Source organism: Arthrobacter sp. 260 (assembly GCF_013116745.1).
GTDB lineage: Bacteria > Actinomycetota > Actinomycetes > Actinomycetales > Micrococcaceae > Arthrobacter_D.
Window position 1 is genome coordinate 1 of record NZ_JABFOE010000022.1, and the last position, 20528, is coordinate 20528.

General features: G+C 65.9%; 22 protein-coding genes. 13 read left to right on the forward strand and 9 right to left on the reverse strand.

Translation table 11 applies throughout. The features are described 5' to 3' along the window. Positions 1-207 precede the first annotated feature (207 nt). The 6 genes from HMI57_RS17595 to HMI57_RS17620 all read left to right on the forward strand — a co-directional run bounded on the left by HMI57_RS17595 (position 208) and on the right by HMI57_RS17620 (position 5896). The gene (locus HMI57_RS17595) at positions 208-1185 is read left to right on the forward strand and encodes an ABC transporter ATP-binding protein (protein WP_171587296.1); all 978 of its coding nucleotides are present in this window, start codon (positions 208-210) and stop codon (positions 1183-1185) included. Beyond that, positions 1182-2039, forward strand: coding sequence for an ABC transporter permease (locus HMI57_RS17600; RefSeq protein ID WP_171587297.1), 858 nt, complete (start codon positions 1182-1184; stop codon positions 2037-2039). Before HMI57_RS17595 ends, HMI57_RS17600 begins: the two co-directional genes overlap by 4 nt. A gap of 58 nt (positions 2040-2097) precedes the next feature. Further along, entirely contained in the window at positions 2098-3372 is a 1275-nt protein-coding gene (locus HMI57_RS17605; RefSeq protein WP_171587298.1) for a sensor histidine kinase, read from the forward strand. Next, complete coding sequence (locus HMI57_RS17610) at positions 3369-4046, forward strand: response regulator transcription factor (RefSeq protein WP_171587299.1); 678 nt, start codon at positions 3369-3371, stop codon at positions 4044-4046. The genes HMI57_RS17605 and HMI57_RS17610 overlap by 4 nt, the downstream gene beginning before the upstream one ends. 100 nt (positions 4047-4146) lie before the next feature. Further along, a complete protein-coding gene (locus tag HMI57_RS17615; RefSeq protein ID WP_171587300.1) occupies positions 4147-5172 on the forward strand; it encodes a 6-phosphofructokinase in 1026 nt (341 codons plus the stop codon). Positions 5173-5182: 10 nt separating this feature from the next. Then, the gene (locus HMI57_RS17620; protein ID WP_171587301.1) at positions 5183-5896 is read left to right on the forward strand and encodes a GNAT family N-acetyltransferase; all 714 of its coding nucleotides are present in this window, start codon (positions 5183-5185) and stop codon (positions 5894-5896) included. A gap of 17 nt (positions 5897-5913) precedes the next feature. On the opposite strand, the gene HMI57_RS17625 is transcribed toward HMI57_RS17620, so the two are convergent. From HMI57_RS17625 to HMI57_RS17640, 4 genes are all read right to left on the reverse strand, one after another. Next, positions 5914-6354 carry an ankyrin repeat domain-containing protein gene (locus HMI57_RS17625; RefSeq protein ID WP_171587302.1) on the reverse strand — a complete coding sequence of 147 codons (441 nt, stop codon included), beginning with the start codon at positions 6352-6354 and terminating at the stop codon, positions 5914-5916. 2 nt (positions 6355-6356) lie between these two features. Then, positions 6357-7454, reverse strand: a complete 1098-nt coding sequence (locus HMI57_RS17630; protein ID WP_171587303.1) for a folate-binding protein YgfZ — start codon at positions 7452-7454, stop codon at positions 6357-6359. 62 nt (positions 7455-7516) lie between these two features. After that, positions 7517-8116: an FABP family protein gene (locus HMI57_RS17635; RefSeq protein ID WP_171587304.1), complete on the reverse strand. Its 600-nt coding sequence runs from the start codon at positions 8114-8116 to the stop codon at positions 7517-7519. A gap of 189 nt (positions 8117-8305) precedes the next feature. Continuing rightward, entirely contained in the window at positions 8306-9049 is a 744-nt protein-coding gene (locus HMI57_RS17640) for a hypothetical protein (protein WP_346655269.1), read from the reverse strand. Positions 9050-9230: 181 nt separating this feature from the next. Between HMI57_RS17640 and HMI57_RS17645 the strand changes: the two genes are divergently transcribed. The 7 genes from HMI57_RS17645 (at position 9231) to asd (ending at position 17277) form a co-directional block, all read left to right on the forward strand. After that, positions 9231-9932: a response regulator transcription factor gene (locus HMI57_RS17645; protein ID WP_171587305.1), complete on the forward strand. Its 702-nt coding sequence runs from the start codon at positions 9231-9233 to the stop codon at positions 9930-9932. Positions 9933-10166: 234 nt separating this feature from the next. After that, positions 10167-11216, forward strand: a complete 1050-nt coding sequence (gene mshD / locus HMI57_RS17650) for a mycothiol synthase (RefSeq protein WP_171587306.1) — start codon at positions 10167-10169, stop codon at positions 11214-11216. A 74-nt stretch (positions 11217-11290) separates the two neighbouring features. Then, positions 11291-13513 (forward strand): RNA degradosome polyphosphate kinase, encoded by a 2223-nt coding sequence (locus tag HMI57_RS17655; RefSeq protein WP_171587307.1) that lies wholly within the window; start codon positions 11291-11293, stop codon positions 13511-13513. Further along, the gene (locus HMI57_RS17660; RefSeq protein ID WP_171587308.1) at positions 13513-14478 is read left to right on the forward strand and encodes an NUDIX hydrolase; all 966 of its coding nucleotides are present in this window, start codon (positions 13513-13515) and stop codon (positions 14476-14478) included. The genes HMI57_RS17655 and HMI57_RS17660 overlap by 1 nt, the downstream gene beginning before the upstream one ends. 169 nt (positions 14479-14647) lie before the next feature. Beyond that, a complete protein-coding gene (locus tag HMI57_RS17665) occupies positions 14648-15496 on the forward strand; it encodes a thymidylate synthase (protein WP_171587309.1) in 849 nt (282 codons plus the stop codon). Further along, the gene (locus HMI57_RS17670; RefSeq protein ID WP_171587310.1) at positions 15493-16056 is read left to right on the forward strand and encodes a dihydrofolate reductase; all 564 of its coding nucleotides are present in this window, start codon (positions 15493-15495) and stop codon (positions 16054-16056) included. The genes HMI57_RS17665 and HMI57_RS17670 overlap by 4 nt, the downstream gene beginning before the upstream one ends. Before the next feature lie 66 nt (positions 16057-16122). Beyond that, complete coding sequence (asd, locus tag HMI57_RS17675; RefSeq protein WP_171587311.1) at positions 16123-17277, forward strand: aspartate-semialdehyde dehydrogenase; 1155 nt, start codon at positions 16123-16125, stop codon at positions 17275-17277. A gap of 3 nt (positions 17278-17280) precedes the next feature. Here the strand turns inward: asd and HMI57_RS17680 are convergent, their stop codons facing one another. The 5 genes from HMI57_RS17680 to HMI57_RS17700 are packed head-to-tail and all read right to left on the reverse strand — an operon-like array spanning position 17281 to position 20525. Next, positions 17281-18354 (reverse strand): UDP-N-acetylmuramate dehydrogenase, encoded by a 1074-nt coding sequence (locus HMI57_RS17680; RefSeq protein ID WP_171587312.1) that lies wholly within the window; start codon positions 18352-18354, stop codon positions 17281-17283. Continuing rightward, positions 18351-18788: a MaoC family dehydratase gene (locus tag HMI57_RS17685; protein WP_171587313.1), complete on the reverse strand. Its 438-nt coding sequence runs from the start codon at positions 18786-18788 to the stop codon at positions 18351-18353. Before HMI57_RS17685 ends, HMI57_RS17680 begins: the two co-directional genes overlap by 4 nt. Beyond that, positions 18788-19237 carry a MaoC family dehydratase N-terminal domain-containing protein gene (locus HMI57_RS17690; protein WP_171587314.1) on the reverse strand — a complete coding sequence of 150 codons (450 nt, stop codon included), beginning with the start codon at positions 19235-19237 and terminating at the stop codon, positions 18788-18790. Before HMI57_RS17690 ends, HMI57_RS17685 begins: the two co-directional genes overlap by 1 nt. A 54-nt stretch (positions 19238-19291) precedes the next feature. Continuing rightward, positions 19292-19531 (reverse strand): hypothetical protein, encoded by a 240-nt coding sequence (locus tag HMI57_RS17695; protein ID WP_171587315.1) that lies wholly within the window; start codon positions 19529-19531, stop codon positions 19292-19294. A 52-nt stretch (positions 19532-19583) separates the two neighbouring features. Then, on the reverse strand, positions 19584-20525 hold the full coding sequence (locus tag HMI57_RS17700; protein ID WP_171587316.1) for a DUF2797 domain-containing protein: 942 nt from the start codon (positions 20523-20525) through the stop codon (positions 19584-19586). Positions 20526-20528: the final 3 nt, after the last annotated feature.

Consider the following 20528-nt stretch of genomic DNA (forward strand, 5'->3'; position numbering starts at 1 on the left):
TACTCACCGCAATGGTCACATTCCACCGAATCCACAATTAACAGACACAACCTAGCCCACACCGGCAGTTCCACCGCCCGCCTCCGCCGAGTCATTCTTCGGTGGGGGCGGCACTGGTTAAACGGGCAGTGTCCTGCTGAAGGAGGACAAGCCAACTCAGTCTGCCGGACCTTCTCCGGGGCGACCGGCGAGTGGCACGCTGTAGTCATGAGACACCTTGCTGAGACCCACCGCACAGCAGTACCCGGTTCCACCGACGATCCGGCGCAGTCGGACGCCGTCGTCGTCGACTCCCTGACGAAGTCCTACCGGCAGCCGAAGAAGGGCGACCTCCTCGCCGTCGACCACCTGTCCCTGACCATCCGCACCGGTGAAACCTACGCACTGCTGGGTCCCAACGGCGCCGGGAAAAGCACCACCATCGAGATTCTGGAGGGGCACCGGAAACCGAGTTCGGGCACCGTCACCGTCCTGGGACAGAACCCGTACAAGGCGCCAGCCCACTTCCGGTCCCGCATCGGCATCGTGCTGCAGGAGGCCACCGACATGGGCACCCTCAAGGTATCCGAGGCCCTCAAGGACGCTGCAGCCTTCTATCCCAACCCGCGCAGCGTCGAGGAGGTCATGAGTGCCGTGGGGGTGGAGGAGAAGGCAGGATCGCTCATCAAATCGCTATCGGGCGGGCAGCGGCGGCGGGTCGACGTTGCGCTGGGAATGATCGGCAACCCGGAACTCCTCTTCCTGGACGAGCCCACCACGGGCTTCGACCCGGCCGCCCGACGCCGGTTCTGGGACCTGATCCGCGGCCTCGGGAAAGACGGCACCACCATTGTGCTCACCACCCACTATCTGGACGAGGCACAGCACCTGTCGGACCGTCTCGGCATCATCGCATCCGGGAAACTCATTGCCTCCGGCACCGCCGATACCGTCGGCGGGCCCGATCTGAGGATTCCCCGCGTGCGATGGACCGACGACACCGGTCGGCACGAGGAAGCCACAACCTCCCCCGGCGCGCTCGTCCACAGGCTCACCGACGGCGGCACCCATGAGCCGACCGATCTGGAGGTCATCCGGCCGAGCCTCGAGGACGTCTACCTTGAACTCCTGAGTCGGCACGACGCCGGCACGACAGTCAACCCCGCGACCGACACGGTCGCAGCCCATGAAGGAGCCCAAGCATGACCACCCTCGACACCGATCCGCGGACCGGTCCAGCCCAGAACGCCGCCTGGCGCCCGAGCACTCTCGCCCTGGGCGTCCGCAGGGCTGTTACCGAGATCAAGGCGTTCAACCGGGACGGGCTCTCCCTGATCCTCATCCTGTTCTTCCCCATCGTGATGATGGCCCTGTTCGGTACGGTGTTCGGCAGCGACCCGTCGGTCGGACCGCCGGGCGCCCAGGTCACCATGGCCCAGTACTACTTCCCGGGCATGGTGGCCCTCGGCACCATCCTGAGCGGTTTCCAGAACCTCAGCGGCTACGTCGCTGCGGACCGGTTCAATGGCGGCATCAAACGGCTCGCCGGTACGCCACTGCCCATGCTGTCCTACTTCATCGGCAAAATGGGCGTCACCCTGTACCTGATCGTCGGACAGACCACCATCCTGATGGTGGGTAGCTCCCTGTTCCTCGGCGTCGACCTTCCCACCTCCTGGGGCGACTGGCTCACCATCACCTGGCTGTTGCTGGGTGCGACGGCGGCTTGGGCAGTGGTCGGGACCGCGTTCGCCTGCCTCGCGAAATCGACTGAAAGCGCGACGACGCTGGCCGTCCTGCCGGTGCTCATCCTCTCCTTCATCTCAGGCGTCTACTTCCAGTTCACCGGTCTGCCCGAATGGCTGCAGTCGGTCGCCAACGTGACCCCCCTGCGTTGGACCGCCAGCGGCATGCGGAGTGTGTTCCTGCCCGAACAGTTCGAAATGGCCGAGCCAGGTCAAACCTGGGCACTGGGAATGTCGGCAGTGGTCATCGCGATCTGGCTGGTTGCCGGCCTGATCCTGACGCGGTTGACCTTCAAATGGCCACCCCAGAAGTAGGGACGCTGAAGCGGGAAAGCACTCCCCTCGCTGACGGCGGTAGACGTAGGGTGATGGCATGAGTACGAACACCGACCGGGCCACGCGGCTCCTGCCCGAGAACTCGGTGTGGATCCACGGGATGAAATGGTGGCACATCGGGTTCTACACAGCGATAGTTGTGGTGGTCCTGGTGATTCTGAACGGAGAGCCAAACCCCGCCACCAAGACGTTGACCCTCAGCGTCCTGGCGGTGCTGGCCATCGCCTATCCCTTCCTCACCCGCCAGCGCTATCTGGGTACGTGGCGCCCCGTGGCCTACGTGGTGCTGCTGATCCTGGTGGTCGGTTTCCTCGCCTTCCTGCCGGGCTCGGGAGCTGTCCTCCTTTTCGTGGCATTCCCCCAGATCTGGATGTTCTCCTCCACAGCACGCTCAGGACTGATCGGTACCGCGGCGATCTGTGTCGCAGTAGCCATCGGGCAGCTTTCCCGATTCAGTGGAGCCACCGAAGACCTAGTGGGCATCGGGCTGCAGGCTGTGCTGTCCTTCCTGGCCTCGACCATGCTGGGGCTGTGGATCTACAAGATCATCGACCAGAGCGAGGACCGTGCCCAGCTACTCGCCGACCTCGACGCCGCCAGGGCGGAACTCCAGCTGGCCGACCAGCGGCAGGGAGCCATGGCGGAGCGCGAACGGATGTCCCGGGAGATCCACGACACTCTTGCGCAGGGCTTCACCTCCGTGGTCATGCTGTCGGAAGCCGCACTGGCACAGCTGCGGACGGCTGGACCGGGCAATGCCGCTCAGCAGGACCTGACCACCCGGCTGGAAACGATCAACGCCACCGCCCGGGACAATCTGCAGGAAGCCCGCGCCCTGATCGCTTCAACCGGCCCCTCACAGCTGCAGGGCGGTGACCTGCTGGGCGCCCTGGAACGGCTCGCCGCCGCGGCCACCCAGGCGGGCAGCGATACCTCCTGCGCCCTGCCCGAGCGGCTGCCCAGCCTCACCTCCAACCAGCAGATCGCCTTGCTCCGCTCCGCCCAGGAAGGGCTCACCAACATCCGCAAACACGCCGACGCCTCCCGGACATATCTCACGCTGGACCACACCGGGACCGAACTCCACCTGAGAGTCTCCGATGACGGGGTGGGCTTCGACCCCGGACTGGACACCTCCGGCTATGGGCTGCAGTCCATCAGCGCGCGACTCGGCGAGATCGGCGGAGCGCTCACCATTCGCTCTGTGGTGGGCACCGGAACCACGCTTGAGATGGTCGTGCCAGTGACAGGGCAGATCAAGCCCACGCCAGTCGATACCCGTGAGGCAGAAGCTCGGGTGGAGGCCCGATGACCGGACTCTCCGCGGGGAACGGTCCCTGGAACGCGGATACGGTGCGGCTGTTGGTCGTCGACGACCACCCGGTGGTACGCGCCGGGCTGATCAACCTGCTTTCCACTGATCCACGGATTGTGGTGGCCGCCGAGGCGGCCAACGGTGAGGAGGCGGTGGCAGCCGCGGCCGCCACAGCGCCCGACGTCGTGCTGATGGACCTGCGGATGCCCCTGGTGGATGGGGCCAACGCCACCGCACGGATCCTGGCGACGCAGCCCGGGACGAAGGTCCTGGTGCTGACCACCTACGACGGCGATTCCGACATTGTGCGGGCGGTCGAGGCCGGGGCGGTGGGCTACCTGCTCAAGGACACTCCCGGAGACACGATCATCAGTGCCGTGTTCGCGGCGGCCCGCGGCGAGACAGTGCTGGCGCCACCCATCGCAGCGAAACTGGTCTCACGCATCAGGGCACCCGAAGCGCCGGCCCTGTCGCCCCGGGAACGCGAGGTGCTGCAATGCGTAGCCGAGGGCCTGAGTAACCCGGATATCGCCGCCAAGCTCTACATCGCCGAGACCACTGTGAAGACCCACCTGCTGCGGATCTTCGCGAAGCTCGACGTCGACGATCGGACCCGGGCGGTGGTGGTGGCCATGGAGCGGGGGGACCTGTCTGGCCCCAGCCGTCACTGAGGATAGGAGATCCCCGCGCAAAGTGTGTTTAGAATCATAGCTGGGCTCAATGGGGCGCTCTGACCTACCTACTCCCCACAATGCAAGGACTCAGCTCCACATGAAAATCGGAATCCTCACCAGCGGCGGCGACTGCCCTGGGCTCAACGCCGTGATCCGTGGAGCGGTCCTCAACGGCATCAAAACCCACGATTTGGAGTTCGTTGGCTTCCGGGACGGGTGGCGCGGCGTCGTCGAGGGCGACATCATCGACCTCCCCCGAAGTGCCGTCCGTGGTATTTCCAAGCAGGGCGGCACCATCCTTGGGACCTCCCGCACCAACCCTTTCGAGGGCAACGGCGGGCCCGATGCCATCAAGGCGACCCTGAACCGGCTGGGCATTGACGCGATGATCGTCATCGGTGGCGAGGGAACGCTAGCCGCCGCGAAACGGCTCACCGATGCCGGACTGAATATCGTCGGCGTGCCCAAGACCGTCGATAACGACCTCGACGCCACCGACTACACCTTCGGTTTCGACACCGCCGTGCAGATCGCCACCGAGGCCATCGACAGGCTCCGCACGACAGGCGAATCGCACAGCCGGTGCATGGTCGCCGAGGTGATGGGCCGCCATGTGGGCTGGATCGCACTCCACGCCGGGATGGCCTCGGGCGCCCACGCCATCCTCATTCCCGAGCAGCAGACCAGCCTGGAACAGATCTCCGAGTGGGTTACCGAAGCCAACGCCCGCGGGCGCGCCCCGCTGGTGGTGGTCGCCGAGGGTTTCGTTCCGGCCCATCTGGACCAGGCGCATTCCGAACGCGGCCTCGACACGTTCGGCCGCCCCCGCTTGGGCGGTATCGCGGACCAGTTGGCCCCGGAGATCGAGTCCAGCACCGGCATCGAAACCCGTGCCACGGTATTGGGCCATATCCAGCGCGGCGGTGTGCCCTCCGCCTTTGACCGGGTGCTCGCGACGCGGCTGGGTATGGCGGCCGTCGACTCGGTGGTGGATGAAGCGTGGGGCACCATGGTGTCCCTTAAGGGCACCGAGATTGCCCGGGTCGGCTTCGAAGCCGCCCTCGGCAACCTCAAGGTGGTCCCCCAGCACCGCTACGACGAGGCAGCCATCCTCTTCGGCTAACGTTGCCTAGATGGAACTTGATCCCGGCACAGTCTCAATCATTCAGCTCGGGTGGTCCCGGCTTCTACGGCTCGACGACACTGCATTCGCTGGTGCCGCCGGGGAACGGATTTACCACCGCGACGACGACGCCGAAGTGCTCACCTTTGTGCGGCTGTTCGGTGAGGAAGCCCTGGTGGGTCCCGGCTGGGCACTTGACGCCGCGGACGGGTTCGATGGCGACGACCTCGCCCGGCACTCCACCCTCCTGAAGCTCACCCGGGAACGCGGTGGTCGTGGACTCGGCGAGGCCTCCCTGTACTTTTGTGACAGTCTGCCCGCCCTCGATCCCCGCGACGACGTCGCAGTCAGCGACGAGCTGGGGTTCGCCGTCGCACTGGAACGGCTGTGCCCGCCTGACGACACATTGGAGGTGGGGCTCAGTGCCCTGGAACACCGTTCCATCCTGGTCAACGACGCCCAGGATCCCCCGGTACCCCTCGCGGGGGCCGGGTACGACATCTGGAGTGGCATCCTCGCCCACATGGGCGTCCTGACGGCGCCCGACCGCCGCGGCCAGGGACACGCCGCGTACGTTGCGAAGGTGGCGATCGAGGAGGCGATGGCGGCGGGACTGATTCCCCAGTGGCGTGCACGAACCGACAACACAGCATCCATCAGGACGGCCCTCAGCGCCGGCTTCGTTGAAAGCGGAAGCCAGACCAGCGTTCTGCTCCCGAAATAGCCGCCGGCCGGTGGAGGCTAGGCTGCGCCGAACAGCTCGAGCATGTCCTGGCGCTTGAACATCTGGGCTGTTTGCCGCGCGGTGGGTCGGCCCTGATCCGGATCTGCTCCGGCCCTGATCAGCACCTCGGCCACCTCCGCGTAGCCCTTGAACGCGACCCCAGCCAGCGGTGTCTGGCCCTTGTCATTGACCGCGTTGACGTCGACACCGCGTGCCGCGAGGTCAGCGACGATGCCTGCGTGCCCATGGTAGGCGGCGAGCATCAGCAGGCTGTCGCCGCCGCTGTTGGTCAGCGTGGCTGGGACTCCCGCGTCGAGGTAGCGGGTCAGGGTGGTGCCGTCTCCGGTTCGCGCGGCGTCGAACAGCTGGTGCGCGAGCGCAACCGCCTGCTCCGCGCCCGCCTGCCCGGCGTCGTTCCCGGGAGTGGTTCCCGTGTTGTCGTTGGTGGTGTCAGTCATGGTTACCTGCGTCCTTTCAGGAAGCCGGTGGCGCGTCCCACCACCTGGCCAGCATCGGGCGCCACAATGATCTCCTGGGCTGCGGCGTACGTCTCGTCGCCGTCCTGCACCACCAGCTCACCCAGTGGGTCGACGGAGCGTTTGATGATGGCCAGCGCCACTGCGCCCATTTCGTAGTGCTGCGCAACGGACGTCACGGTACCGACGGTCCGACCCCCGGCGACGACGGCACTTCCCACTGCGGGCAGGGTGTGCTGGCTTCCGTCGAGCTGCAGGAAGACGAGGCGGCGTGGTGGATGGCCCAGGTTATGGACCCGTGCCACGGTTTCCTGGCCTTTATAGCAGCCCTTGGACAGGTGGACTGCGGTACGGATGAGGTCCAGTTCGTGCGGAATGGTCTTTTCGTCCGTCTCAGCGCCGGAACGCGGGCGCCAGGCGGCGACCCGCAGCGCTTCGGAGGCCATTGCGCCAGCGAGGCTGAGCCCGTGCTCCGCCAGGCCAGCGACGATGGTGGTGAGATCGGCCTGCGGGACCAGATACTCGAACCAGGGGCGCTCCAGCCCGGGGTGGTCGTCCTCGGTCACCACCGAGTAGGCGTAGCCGCCCTCGGTGACCCGCGGCCATGGATCAACCCACACAGTGCGGTCGGCGAGGGACTCGATGGGCTTGACCGATCCGAGGGCCGCCCACGCATCGGAGACATCGGCGATCTCCACGCGGAGCATGAACTTCATCCGGTCCAGCCAGGCTGCCAGGCCCTCGGCTTCAGACCCCTCAACGATCAGCCAGGTGGTGGTTCCGTCGTCGACCACCCGGGCGTTGTATTCGATCCTGCCCTGCACGGTCAGCAGCAGGGTTTCCGAGCTGCTGCCGGGCTGCAGGCCGAGAAGCAGCTGGGAGGAAAGGGTGTTCAGCCAGCTCAACCGGTCGGGCCCAGTGACGGTAACCACGCCCCGGTGGGACAGGTCGACGACGGCGGTTCCGCGCGCGAGGGCGCGCTGTTCCTTGAAGGGGTCGCCGTAGTGCGAGGCGGTACCCAGATCGGGTGCACCCGAGGCGACGGCGCCGGGCAGGGACAGCAGCGGGCTGAGATAGGTCATGGTGGTGTCAACGCTTCCTGAGGTTGGGCGTATTCCTTGACCCTGTAAACAAACCTGGTGAGTCAGGATACTTTCTTGAGAATCGCTGACGCGTGGGCCTGAAGCGACCGGCCGTCGGCGGCGACGTCCCAGCGCCAGTAGAGGTCGCCGTCCACCAGGCCGTACAGCCTCGTGGCAGCGGTGTACTCCTTCGAGTTCTGACCGCGCATCACCAGGTCGGTGCTGAGCTGTATCTGCGGCCCCTTGATGACCCCGTAGTACAGTTCGGCGATCCCCCCGGGATGCACGATCGTGGCGGTGATATCGAACCCGTCCTCGGCGTTGCGGAGTTGTTCCACCTCGTCGGCACTTTTCAGCGCCGGCACGATGTCCGCCGGTTCAAGACCTGGGCCGCCGTCGGCATCGTTGAGTTTGCGGTCCAGCGCCCAGAACCCGGTCTCCACCGAGAGGGGACGCAACCGGGTGCCCTGCTCGTCGGTGAGCCAGCTCTCTGCCGTGTACTGCAGGTAGGGCAGCCCGTTCTGGCTGAAGGTGACTTTCTGAACGAAGTGTTCAGACTCAGCCGACCCCTCGCCGAGACGGCCGGAACCCTCCCAGGCACCGATCAGCCAGGACAGGGGTACCAACTCGGGCGTGAGGTCGGTGGGTATTTCGAAAGACATGCTGAGGGGCGGCCTTACCGCTGGCCCTTGTACAGGCGGGTAATCACCAGCGCCGCTACTCCGGCCATCGCCAGTGAAGCGAGCACGAGCAGTCCAATGAAGAAGATTTCAAGCGCAAGAATCGACATGCATCCATCCTAACGCGACGTCCCAGTGGCTGAAGAACCCCGCCACGGCGAACCCGGCTTGCTAACTGGTGAACAGTTTGCCCAGAAAGTAGGTGAGCGAGCCGATCACGAGAATGGGAGCGGCCCCGACGGATAGGGCGGCGGGGACGTTCAGGGGTGCGTCCCGAGTCAGGTACAGCCTCCGTGCGGCAACCACCACCGCGCCACTGGCAGCGCCGATAAAGCCTGCCGCCAGCCCCGGAACGTCGGTCAGGATGATGGCGCCCAGGGGTCCGGCAGTGGCCGCGAGCGCGATTCCCAGCGGTGCGACGAACCGGTCGGGCCAGGGCAGCAGGGACACCCCCAGAGCGATCAGGACGCTGATTCCGGTGACCAGCATCATCGAGGTGTTTCCTGCGTTGATGGCCAGCCGTTCCGCCGCCACCCAGCCGGATGCGAGACAGGCCAGCAGCACACCCACCCCCGCCCCGAGGGTCGACTCCAGCCGATGACTCTGGCCGGTGCCCCGGAACAGCTGGATGAGGAACACCGCGCCCAGACCGAGGGCGGTGGCGACCGGCATCCACCTCATGAAATCTGTGTCGGTCGCAGTGAGCGCTGCACCTGTCGCGGCCAGGCCGCTGAGGGCGATCACCGTGGTTTGGCTCTTTTTCGCTGGGACACCGAGCAGATGGGGCCAGCCGATAGCGGCCACCAGGATCAGGACTGCTGTGACGGCACCGACGGCGGCCACGGAGAGGTAGGAAGCGGCCACTACTGAGCTGACGGCTGCTGCCGCCGCGACGGCCACAATCCTTACTCTCACCCCAGCAATACTGCCCTACCGCTTCGGCATGTGAAAACTTGGTCTCCCGGGTGCGACGCATCACACCCGGTATACTGGATCAAACCTGCAAGGGCTCCGGACGGGATCATATGGCCTCTGACCTGCCCCGGGAGCCTGACCCAGCCGCCCGATGATGCGCGTCCAAATTTATGGAGGACACATGCCGCACATCCTGATGTTGACCAACAGCCCCGGTTCGTCGGTGGGTGTCCTTCCCGCGCTCGAATTGCTGAACCACAAGGTCCATATCCTGCCCGCCGAGCCGACGGCGCTGCTCGAGACGGAACCCTGCGACGTGGTGATGGTGGATGCGCGCAAGGACATGGTCGGCGCCCGGTCTCTCACCCAGCTGCTCAAGGCCACCGGCCTGAGCGCCCCCCTCATGCTCGTTCTCACTGAGGGCGGCATGGCTGCAGTGGCTGCCAACTGGCTGGCGGACGACGTCGTCCTCGACTCGGCGGGCCCCGCAGAGGTTGAGGCGCGGCTGCGTTTGGTCATCGCGAGGTCCAGTGCCGCTGAAACGGAAACCAGCAACGAGATCCGCGCGTCGGGCGTGGTGATCGACGAGACTAGCTATACGGCACGTGTCGGCGGGGAACCGCTGAACCTCACCTACAAGGAATTCGAGCTGCTGAAGTACCTGGCACAGCACCCGGGCAGGGTGTTCACCCGGGACCAGCTGCTGCACGAGGTCTGGGGCTATGACTACTACGGCGGAACCCGGACCGTGGATGTGCATGTCCGTCGCCTGCGGGCAAAGCTGGGCGCCGACCATGAACAGCTGATCGGGACAGTCCGCAATGTGGGCTACCGGTTCACGCTGAACCGGGCCACTGAGGACCGCCCGGCGGTTGACGCGTAACCCTGCCGGCTGACCATTCGGCGGTTAACCGGAAAAGTCCCTCCACCACTGTTGTGGCGTCGGGACTTCTCGGGTGTTACTCGTGGAGGACATACGGGTCGAACGTATCGCGGGCACCCCACTGGTGCATCCCCCCTGAACGATCCCTCACACTACCCCACCCACTGGAGAGTGCCAAAACGGCCCGTCGGAATCTTCTCCCGTTCGACCTGTCCGGAGGGTTAGGCTGGCACCATGACCACAGCCCACGTTCCCACCTGGCCCATCCTCCGTATCAAGGGTGCCCCCGAGCCCCGGCTCCTGCAGGACATCCTCGGGCTGGCGGCAGCGGCCGCCGAGGCCGACGGGAACCCACCCCTGTCTGAGCAGACCCTGGTCAATCTCCGGACTGCTGACGCTCACCCCGACTCGCTGCTGGTCTTCGCTACCTACGCCGTCGACGCCGATTCCGCAGCCGTGTCCTCCGGCGACCCGGCCGGCGCGTCAGTCGACGCCGAGGAACTCGCGGGGGTGGCGGTGGTCAGTCTGCCGCGCGACGAAGCTGCGGGCCAATCCGATCCCGGGGTCCTCGAACTGGTGGTCCGACCCACCTACCGCAGCCAGGGCGTCGGGACCGCACTGGCCGACGCCGTCACTGCCCACAACCTTCCAACGCTCCGAGCCTGGTCCCACGGCAACCACGCGGCAGCCGTCAGCCTGGCCGCGAAGAACGGCTTCGAACCGGTACGGGAACTGTGGCGGATGCGTCAGACCCGCGCCGCGCTGGAGGCCTCGGTCCTGGCTCCGGCGGCCGACCAGGTCACCCTGCCCGACGGCGTCGTGCTGCGTGCCTTCCAGCCGGGCGTCGACGAACAGGCCTGGCTCGCCGCCAACCGGGCAGCGTTCGTGGACCACGCCGAGCAGGGAGCCACCACGCTGGAGGACCTGCAGGCCAGGATGGCCGAGGACTGGTTCGACCCCGCAGGGTTCCTGCTCGCCGTCCGGGAGTCCGACGGCCAGCTGCTCGGGTTCCACTGGACCAAGGTGCATCCCCGGTCAGGGAGCCACCCCGCGATGGGCGAGGTCTATGTGGTCGGAGTAACCCCTGAGGCCCAGGGCATGGGGCTGGGGAAGGCGCTGACCATCGCCGGTATCGAACACCTCCATGCGCAGGGACTTCAGGCAATCATGCTGTACGTCGATGCCGACAACACGGCCGCAGTGGCGCTCTACCGCAAGCTGGGCTTCACCCGGTGGGACGTTGACGTCATGTACGCGCCGCGGGTTGCCGGGGCAAGCTTGTAAGGTGGATCGTGATGCCGTGACACCCGCTCTTTCCGGGGTGAATAACGGCAACCCACCCGCCGTCAGGAGACACCATGGAATCCGAAATCGCAGCACGCGTTCCGGCACGGTACGGTTCATCCGAGGTGGCACCAGCGCGTGCCACCCAGGACCGCATCGATATCCCGGAATTTGCACCCAGCCTGCTTCCCTCGGGCGCCATCACCCCTGACCGGTTCTTGGACCGCGAATCGAGCTGGCTCGACTTCAATGCCCGCGTGCTGGAACTGGCCGAGGACCCCGACCTGTACCTGCTGGAACGGGTCAGCTTCCTGTCCATTTTCGCATCCAACCTGGACGAGTTCTTCATGGTGCGGGTCGCCGGGCTGAAGCGTCGCATCGCGACCGGTCTCGCCGTCCCGTCCGCTGCAGGGCTGAGCCCCATTGAGCAGCTTGAACAGATCATGGCCGACGGCTACAAGCTGCAGCAGCGCCATGCAGCGGTCTTCGCCGAGAACATTCGGCCCGCGCTCGCCGAAGAGAACATTCACCTGACCACCTGGGATGAACTCGACGACACCGCCCGCGCCGAACTGACGACCCTGTTCGCGGAGAAGGTTTTCCCCATCCTGACCCCGCTGGCGGTTGATCCCGCGCACCCCTTCCCCTACATCTCGGGGCTGTCCCTGAACCTCGCCGTCGTCGTCCGTAATCCGGTCAGTGAGAAGGAGCTCTTCGCCCGCGTCAAGGTCCCCGACCAGCTCCCCCGCCTGATCTCCGTGGATGGGCCCCGCGCGGGAAACGTCACGGGCCGGACTGCCCGGTTCATCCCGCTGGAAGAGGTCATCGCGGTGCACCTGGACCAGCTGTTCCCGGGAATGGAAGTACTTGAGCACCACACCTTCCGGGTGACCCGAAACGAGGACCTGGAGGTGGAGGAGGACGACGCCGAGAACCTCCTGCAGGCTCTGGAGAAGGAGCTGCTGCGGCGACGGTTTGGCCCGCCGGTCCGCCTGGAAGTCACCACCGACATCAACCCCAGCATCCGCGCCCTGCTGTCCCGTGAACTCGGAGTGGAGGAGGACGAGGTCTACGGGCTGCCCGCTCCCCTCGACCTGCGGGGCCTCAGCGTAATCGGCAGCATCGACCGTGGCGAACTCCGCTACCCGAAGCACGTCCCGCACACCAACCGGGACCTGAAGGAAAGCGAAACGTCGAAGGCCGCCAACGTTTTCGCTGCCATGCGGCGCCGCGACATCCTGCTGCACCACCCGTACGACTCGTTCTCCACCTCGGTCCAGGCATTCCTTGAGCAGGCGGCCGCGGACCCGAAGGTACAGGCAATCAAGCAGACGCTGTACCGGACGTCCGGTGATTCACCGATCGTTGATGCACTGATCGACGCCGCCGAGTCCGGCAAGCAGGTTCTGGCGCTCGTGGAGATCAAGGCCCGCTTCGACGAGCAGGCCAACATCTCCTGGGCACGCAAGCTGGAGCAGGCCGGAGTTCACGTGGTTTACGGCATCGTGGGACTGAAGACCCACTGCAAGCTGTCCCTCGTGGTCCGGCAGGAAATCGATGGCCTCCGCAGGTACTGCCATATCGGCACCGGGAACTACCACCCGCGCACGGCCCGCTACTACGAGGATTTCGGGTTGCTGACCGCCAACGAGCAGGTTGGCCAGGACCTGTCCCGGCTGTTCAATCAGCTGTCCGGGTACGCACCGAAGTCCACGTTCAAGCGCCTGCTGGTTGCCCCGCGGTCGGTGCGGTCCGGTCTGATCGACCGGATTGAACGGGAGATCGCCAACCAGAAAGCTGGCCTGGCGGCCCGAGTGGTGGTGAAGGTCAACTCGATCGTCGACGAAGCCGTCATCGATGCCCTCTACCGGGCATCCCAGGCCGGTGTGAAGGTGGACGTGATCGTCAGGGGAATCTGCTCGGTCAGACCCGGCGTGCCTGGACTCAGTGAGAACATCACCGTCCGGTCGGTATTGGGCCGCTTCCTCGAACACTCACGAGTCTTTGCCTTCGCCAATGGCGGGGACCCCGCGGTTTTCATCGGCTCGGCCGACATGATGCACCGTAACCTTGACCGCCGGGTGGAAACCCTGGTCCAGTTGAGCGCACCGGAGGACATTGGCTACCTCATGTCACTGCTCGACCGCTACATGGACGAGGGCACCGCTAGCTGGCACCTGGATCGCGAGGGCCGGTGGACCCGGCATCACAAGGATGCCGAGGGCGCTCCCCTGAGCGACGTCCAGAGCTACCTACTGGCGTCCCGCGCGCGCAACCGGTCAGCGGTTCGCCACTGATGGCGTCGACCGACGAGGTGGTGACCATCGCACCCCAGGACACGGAACCCGCGGTTGTTGCCGCGGGTGCCATCTGCTGGCGGAAGGAGCAGGGCCAGCTTGAGGTCCTCCTGATCCATCGCCCCCGGTACACTGACTGGTCCTGGCCCAAGGGGAAGCTCGATCCGGGCGAAACCACGCCTGAGTGCGCCGTCAGGGAGGTCGAGGAGGAGGTGGGCCTCAAGGTTTCACTGGGTATCCCCCTCGCCTCCACCCTCTACCCTGTCGGATCGGGCATGAAGCTGGTGCACTACTGGGCGGCGCGCACCGAGCGCATGGTGGTGCGGCCGGATGGAAAGGAAGTGGACAAGTTTCTCTGGGTCACCCCGGCCCGCGCGTCCGAGCTGCTGACCAACCCCACCGACCGCGAACCCCTCGAATCACTGATAGCGGCGTACAAGGCCGAGCAGCTGGCCACCTGGCCCCTGATCGTCGTCCGCCACGCCAAGGCGAAGCCACGATCCTCCTGGACCCGGGCCGAGGGTGAACGCCCCCTGGCCGCAACCGGCCGCCGGCAGGCGGTGGCGGTGAGCCGTCTGCTCGAAGCCTGGCATCCGTCCTGGGTGGTGAGCAGCCCGTGGGAGCGGTGCATCCAGACCGTCGCGCCGTATCTGAAGTCAAAGGACATCAAGCTCAAGCTCGCGGATTCGATCACTGAGCGTAACGCAGGCCGCAAACCGGACAAGGCCACCTCCACCGTCGAAAAGCTTTTCGACAAGCGCCGCCCGGTGGCGCTTTGTACCCACCGCCCAGTCCTCCCGCTGGTCTTCGGCGTGCTCAGGCGTCACATGTCAAAGGATCTGGCTGCGGCCCTCCCGACCGATGACCCCTTCCTGGCCCCCGGCGAGGTGCTCATCAGTCATGTCAGCACCAAGGTCCCCGGACGAATCGTCGCCGTTGAACAGTTCAGGGCCTACGACGACTAGCCCCGCGGGACGTCAGCTCCACGCCACACCCCACCGCCGAAGGGTTAGATCGGGCGACTCACCGCCCGGCGAAGCCACCCAATGTCACTTCTCGGCGGATGAGCGCCTCCTGGACCTTGTCCGCGCCCATCAGGCATCCCCTCGGTAGGAATGGCGGCGCGCCGACCAGATGGCCGAAAAGCCGTCAACCACTAGAGTGGTAGGCGTGAGTTCAGAACCCATCCCCACACCGTACGAGGATCTGCTGCGCGATGTGATGGCCAACGGCGCGGTCAAAACCGACCGCACCGGCACCGGAACGCGCAGCGTATTCGGACGCCAGCTTCGCTTTGACCTCGCCGAATCTTTCCCCCTGGTCACCACGAAACGCGTGCACTTCAAATCGGTGGCCCTGGAGCTGCTCTGGTTCCTCCGCGGTGACTCCAACGTGTCCTGGCTGCAGGAGCGTGGGGTGAAGATCTGGAACGAGTGGGCCGGCGACGACGGCGAGCTTGGTCCGGTCTACGGCGTCCAGTGGCGCTCCTGGCCCACACCGGACGGCGGGCACATCGACCAGATCGCCCAGGTGGTGCAGGACCTCAAGGACAACCCCGATTCGCGGCGCCACCTGGTCTCGGCCTGGAACGTCTCGGAACTGCACAACATGGCGCTGCCACCGTGCCACGCGTTCTTCCAGTTCTACGTGGCGGACGGCAAACTCTCCTGCCAGCTGTACCAGCGCTCGGCCGACACCTTCCTCGGCGTCCCGTTCAATATCGCTTCCTACGCGCTGCTGACCCTGATGGTCGCCCAGCAGGTGGGCCTGAAGCCGGGGGAACTTATCTGGACCGGCGGGGACGTGCACATCTACGACAATCATGTCGAGCAGGTGAACGAACAACTGACCCGGGAGCCCTACCCGAGCCCGCAATTGCTGATCAACCGTAAACCCGAGAGCATTTTCGACTACACGCTGGAGGACTTTGACGTGGTGAACTACCAACACCATCCCACTATCAAGGCACCGATCGCCGTATGAGCTCCCCGAACCGCGGCATCATCGACGCCATCGGCCGGGAGCCATTCATCGGCATGATCTGGGCCCAGACCGAGAACGGGGTGATCGGGAAGGATGGCGGCATGCCCTGGCGCCTCCCCGAGGACATGGAACACTTCAAGCGGACCACCCTGGGTCACCCGGTGATCATGGGCCGGCATACCTGGCAGTCGTTCCCGGCCAAGTACCGACCGTTGCCGGACCGGACCAACATTGTGGTGAGCAAGCACGGACTCGAGGCAGGCGAGCTGACGGGCGCCGTCGTCGTCGACTCCCTGGACGACGCCTTCGAGGAAGCCCGGCGCAGTCCGGGTGCGGAACAGATCTGGGTCATCGGCGGCGGGCAAATCTATGAGGCAGCGCTGCCGGTTGCCCAGGCCGCGGTAGTCACAGTCATCGAATCGACCACCAAGGGTGACACCTTCGCCCCCACGCTCGGCCCGGACTGGCAGCTCGACGGGGTGACCCCGCAGCAGGGGTGGCTCTCCGGCGCCAACGGCACGCGCTACCGGATCAGCCTCTGGACCAAGGGCCGCGACTAGCAGCCCCGACATCAGCACTTCGTAACCCAATCGGAGCTCGCGGACCGGCTCGCCTAGACTTGCAGCATGACTACAGCAGTAAACAGTTCATCGTCCCTGCCCAGCGTCGGTTTTGTGGGCTGGCGCGGCATGGTGGGATCGGTCCTGATGCAGCGCATGCAGGACGAGGGCGATTTCGGCCTGATCAACCCCGTGTTCTTCTCCACCTCCAACGCGGGAGGCGCCGCACCCTCGTTCGCTGAGGGGGCCCCCGCCCTGCAGGACGCGTACGACGTCGACGCGCTGGCGAAGCTCTCCACCATCGTCACCGCGCAGGGCGGCGACTACACCTCCGCGATCTACCCGAAGCTGCGCGACAGCGGCTGGGATGGCCTGTGGATCGACGCAGCGTCGACCCTGCGGATGGAGTCCAGCTCGATCATCGTGCTCGATCCGGTCAACCGTGACGTCATCGACGCGGGACTCTCCCGCGGGGTACGGGATTTCATTGGCGGTAACTGCACCGTCTCCTGCATGCTGATGGGCCTCGGCGGGCTGTTCCGCAATGGCCTGGTCGAGTGGGGAACCTCGATGACCTACCAGGCGGCCTCCGGGGGCGGTGCCCGCCACATGCGCGAGTTGCTGAACCAGTTCGGTGCCATCCACGGCTCGGTGGCCGCGAACCTTGAGGACCCCGCATCAGCCATCCTGGCCATCGACCAGGCGGTCCTTGCCCAGCAACGCAACCCGGAGATGGATGCCTCGCAGTTCGGGGTACCGCTGGCCGGTTCGGTGCTGCCCTGGATTGACGCCGATCTGGGCAACGGCATGTCCCGCGAGGAGTGGAAGGCCGGAGCTGAAACCAACAAGATCCTTGGCACCGATGTGGCCGAGGGTGCACTGATCCCGTTTGACGGCCTCTGCGTCAGGGTGGGCGCCATGCGCTCCCACTCCCAGGCGCTGACCCTGAAACTTACCGAGGATATCCCGCTCGCCGAGATTGAGCAGTTGATCGACCAGGACAACGAGTGGGCCACTGTCATCCCCAACACCAAAGAGGCGACACTGTCCCACCTCACCCCCGTCGCGGCGACCGGGTCACTGATGGTGCCCGTGGGCCGACTCCGGAAGATGGAAATGGGGCCGCAGTACCTCAGTGCCTTCACCGTGGGAGATCAGCTGTTGTGGGGAGCCGCTGAGCCCCTGCGCCGGATGCTCCTCATCAGCACCGGCAACCTCTAGAGACTAAAGCGCGCAGCCGATCAGCAACGGCTCGGGGTGGAGGCGGATCCCGAAGCGGTGGTCGACGCCGTCGGCCACCAGGGCTGCGATCGCCAGGAGATCTGCGGCAGAGGCGCTGCCCCGGTTGGTGACGGCGAGGGTGTGCTTGGTGGACAGGGACGCCCTGCCACCAGCTGCAGCGAATCCGTCGTCCCCCGCGAGTCCAAAACCCTTTCCAAAGCCCGCCTGGTCGATCAGCCAGGCCGCTGACAGTTTCACCTGGCCATCCTCAGCGGTGGGATATCGCGGAGCATTCTCGGGCAGCGTCGCTGCAGTCCCCTCATCCACGATGGGGTTGGTGAAGAAGGACCCGGTGCTGAACGTGTCCCGGTCCGCTGGGTCGAGCACCATACCCTTGGCACCGCGCAGCTTCAGGACCGCCCGCCGGACGTCGTTGGCGTAGGCCCGCTCCCCGATATCCACACCGACCTCACGCGCCAGCTCGGCGTACTTGACCGGGGCGCTCATCCGCCCCAGCGCCAACTGGAACTCGACGGTCAACACCACGTAGCGGGGCGATCCGTTCACGGTGGCGCGCTTCAACAGCGAGTCCCGGTACCCGAACTTCAATTCGAAATTAGTAAAGGACTTAACAGTTTGCGTTTCGCGGTCCCAGGTGCGGACAGTGGCGAGAGTCTGGGAGACGTCGGAACCATAGGCGCCCACGTTCTGCACCGGGGTCGCACCGGTGGACCCGGGAATCCCCGAGAGCGCCTCCAGCCCGGACAACGCGTGCAGCACTGTGTACTCCACCAGTTCATCCCAGGGTTGGCCCGCCTCCGCCTTGACCATGACCCCGCCGCAGGTGGCGTTGTCGTCGTTCACGGTGAAGCCGGTGGAGGCCAGCCGCACCACGGTGCCGGCAAAGCCGTCGTCCGCGATGATCAGGTTGGATCCACCGGCGATGATCAGCAGCGGGTCGCCGGCGGTGTCGGCTGACCGGATAGCGTCGATGATTTCCGACTCGGAGCGGGCCTCCACGTAGGTGCGGGCGGGACCGCCCACCCCTGCCGTGGTCAGCGGAGCAAGCAGTGTCACCAGATGTGCACCACTGCCTGGGCCTTGACCAGCACCTTCAGCCCGGTCGACAGCACAGTGAGGTCCACGCGGACTGTCGAATTGTCCAGATCGATGGCGCCGATCTTTCCGGCCACCTCGATCACCGCGCCGGGGGTGCCCTCAGCGGTGGTGTCCTCGACGATCACCGGCTTGGTGAACCGGGTCTGGTAGTCGACGACGGCGGTGGGGTCTCCCACCCAGTCGGTGACCAGTTGGACGGCAGCGCCCATGGTGAACATGCCGTGGGCGATCACACCCGGCAGACCAACGCCCTGCGCGAAGTCGGCGTTCCAGTGGATCGGGTTGAAGTCACCCGAGGCCCCCGCGTACTTGACCAGGTCCTGCCGGGTCACCTCGACGGTGGCGGAACCGATCTCCTGGCCGACACTGAGATCGGCGATAGCGATACCCATTACTGTTCCTCCCCGCGCACCAGCAGCGACGACGTGGTGGTGGCGGTCTTCTCGCCGTCGGTAGTCGAGATTTCCGCGCGGGTGGTGATCATCGCGCCGCCTCCCATGGCCCTGACGGTATCGACGTGGAGCTCGGCGACCAGTTCATCGCCGGCCACGATGGCACGGTGGTGGATGAACCGCTGGTCGGCGTGCACGACCCGTGAAAAATCGATGCCCGCCTCCGGGTCGGAAATCAGCTGCGCATCGGCAAGCTGGGCAACAATGATCGCGAAGGTCGGCGGTGCCACCAGATCGCGGTGGCCCAGGTCCCGTGCGGCGTCGACGTCGTAGTGCGACGGGTGGGTAGCCTTCACCGCCCGCGCAAACTCGCGGATCTTTTCGCGGCCCACCGTATAGACGGCGCCTGCTGGATAGCTGCGGCCCTGCAGCTCTGGATTAATGGTCATGGGGCTCCTGCCGGATGCGATCGACGTTCGTATCCCAGCCTAGTGCAGTGCCGGTTACTTCTTTGGAGCGCGGGCCTGATGCCTGCGCTTGGCGTCCCGCGCCCTGACCACGAGGCCTGCGAGGTGCGTGATGAGTCCCGCAGCCAACACGGGGATACCGGTGAAGACCGTCGCATTGCTGCCGGTGACGGCGCCGAGTACGGCAATCAGGATTCCCGCGCCGGTCAGTACCAGGGCGGCGATCACCAGTCGACGGTACAGATCGGATCCGGTGTCCCAGGGGGTGTTCAGCATGTGGTTAAGCCTACCGGGCGCCGCAGCGCACCGGGACGGCGGGCCGAGGAACCTAGAACAGCGCGGCCTGCACGTCCGGGATCTCCGACTGGTAGTCGCCCAGTTCGATCCGTTGTCCCTTCAACCGGGCCAGGTCGACGAGGAACTGCACCTCCGACCCCTGGATCTGGACCAGCGCTGCTGCGCCGATCATGGCCTGGACCTGGAATCCGTGCTCACCAGCAGCGAGGCTGTGCGGGTAGAGCTGCGGTCCGTTGCTCGCGAGCACCTCGGACCACGACGACGGCGGCTCCCACTGTTCGTCGACCACCCGAAACCCTGATATCTCCATCCCGTCGCGGAGCAGTGCCCTGACACTTTCAGCGGACTCGGCATTGATCCTGTCGAGGGTTGCCCCATCGAGGGGCAAAGCCAACGCAGCGGTCTTCGCAGCCGATCGCACGGCCTGCGCCAACCCGACGGCGCGTGTCACCGCGTCCTCAAGGACGCGGACAATCTGCCCGTCGTCGGCGGCTGCCACATAGCGCGCGACGACGGCGCCCTGTTCAGCGAGACGATGCCATTTGCGGAGGTTCGCGGCCGTTCCGACCTTGGAAGCGCCGTCCGCGAACGTTGCGACATACAGCCAGTGGTTCTGGGCAAGGTAGCTGAGCAGGCCTTCCGGGGCCACGCCTGACCGGTGCACGTCATGCATGAACCGCAGGTCGTCGCGGGAGAAGCAGGGCCCGCACTGGTAGCCCCGGGCGGCGGTGTCCTGCCGCGGGCAGGGCGTGTGCTCCCGCGCATCGGGTCCGTACACCCGGTGGAACCCCAGGCAGTACCGTTCACCGAACCGGCTGATGACCCGGAACCCCAGGTCGACCCCGCCCGGGCTGGTCGCAGTAGCCGGAGCCAGGCCCAGTTCCTGCGAAGCCCCGTCCGGGGTGGCAAGCGCAAGTACCGGCCCTTCCCGATGCCAGCTCACCCCCTTGCAGAGGAAACGTTCGGATGCCATGCC

Bases quoted from the DNA above. Each gene is read 5' to 3' on its own strand.
- HMI57_RS17660 (WP_171587308.1), top strand. From the start codon at position 13,513: ATGGCGTCGACCGACGAGGTGGTGACCATCGCACCCCAGGACACGGAA.
- HMI57_RS17695 (WP_171587315.1), bottom strand. From the start codon at position 19,531: ATGCTGAACACCCCCTGGGACACCGGATCCGATCTGTACCGTCGACTG.
- HMI57_RS17615 (WP_171587300.1), top strand. From the start codon at position 4,147: ATGAAAATCGGAATCCTCACCAGCGGCGGCGACTGCCCTGGGCTCAAC.
- mshD (WP_171587306.1), top strand. From the start codon at position 10,167: ATGACCACAGCCCACGTTCCCACCTGGCCCATCCTCCGTATCAAGGGT.
- HMI57_RS17605 (WP_171587298.1), top strand. From the start codon at position 2,098: ATGAGTACGAACACCGACCGGGCCACGCGGCTCCTGCCCGAGAACTCG.
- asd (WP_171587311.1), top strand. From the start codon at position 16,123: ATGACTACAGCAGTAAACAGTTCATCGTCCCTGCCCAGCGTCGGTTTT.
- HMI57_RS17635 (WP_171587304.1), bottom strand. From the start codon at position 8,116: ATGTCTTTCGAAATACCCACCGACCTCACGCCCGAGTTGGTACCCCTG.
- HMI57_RS17700 (WP_171587316.1), bottom strand. From the start codon at position 20,525: ATGGCATCCGAACGTTTCCTCTGCAAGGGGGTGAGCTGGCATCGGGAA.
- HMI57_RS17655 (WP_171587307.1), top strand. From the start codon at position 11,291: ATGGAATCCGAAATCGCAGCACGCGTTCCGGCACGGTACGGTTCATCC.
- HMI57_RS17630 (WP_171587303.1), bottom strand. From the start codon at position 7,454: ATGACCTATCTCAGCCCGCTGCTGTCCCTGCCCGGCGCCGTCGCCTCG.
- HMI57_RS17685 (WP_171587313.1), bottom strand. From the start codon at position 18,788: ATGGGTATCGCTATCGCCGATCTCAGTGTCGGCCAGGAGATCGGTTCC.
- HMI57_RS17665 (WP_171587309.1), top strand. From the start codon at position 14,648: ATGGCCGAAAAGCCGTCAACCACTAGAGTGGTAGGCGTGAGTTCAGAA.
- HMI57_RS17600 (WP_171587297.1), top strand. From the start codon at position 1,182: ATGACCACCCTCGACACCGATCCGCGGACCGGTCCAGCCCAGAACGCC.
- HMI57_RS17610 (WP_171587299.1), top strand. From the start codon at position 3,369: ATGACCGGACTCTCCGCGGGGAACGGTCCCTGGAACGCGGATACGGTG.
- HMI57_RS17625 (WP_171587302.1), bottom strand. From the start codon at position 6,354: ATGACTGACACCACCAACGACAACACGGGAACCACTCCCGGGAACGAC.
- HMI57_RS17690 (WP_171587314.1), bottom strand. From the start codon at position 19,237: ATGACCATTAATCCAGAGCTGCAGGGCCGCAGCTATCCAGCAGGCGCC.
- HMI57_RS17620 (WP_171587301.1), top strand. From the start codon at position 5,183: ATGGAACTTGATCCCGGCACAGTCTCAATCATTCAGCTCGGGTGGTCC.
- HMI57_RS17595 (WP_171587296.1), top strand. From the start codon at position 208: ATGAGACACCTTGCTGAGACCCACCGCACAGCAGTACCCGGTTCCACC.
- HMI57_RS17670 (WP_171587310.1), top strand. From the start codon at position 15,493: ATGAGCTCCCCGAACCGCGGCATCATCGACGCCATCGGCCGGGAGCCA.
- HMI57_RS17645 (WP_171587305.1), top strand. From the start codon at position 9,231: ATGCCGCACATCCTGATGTTGACCAACAGCCCCGGTTCGTCGGTGGGT.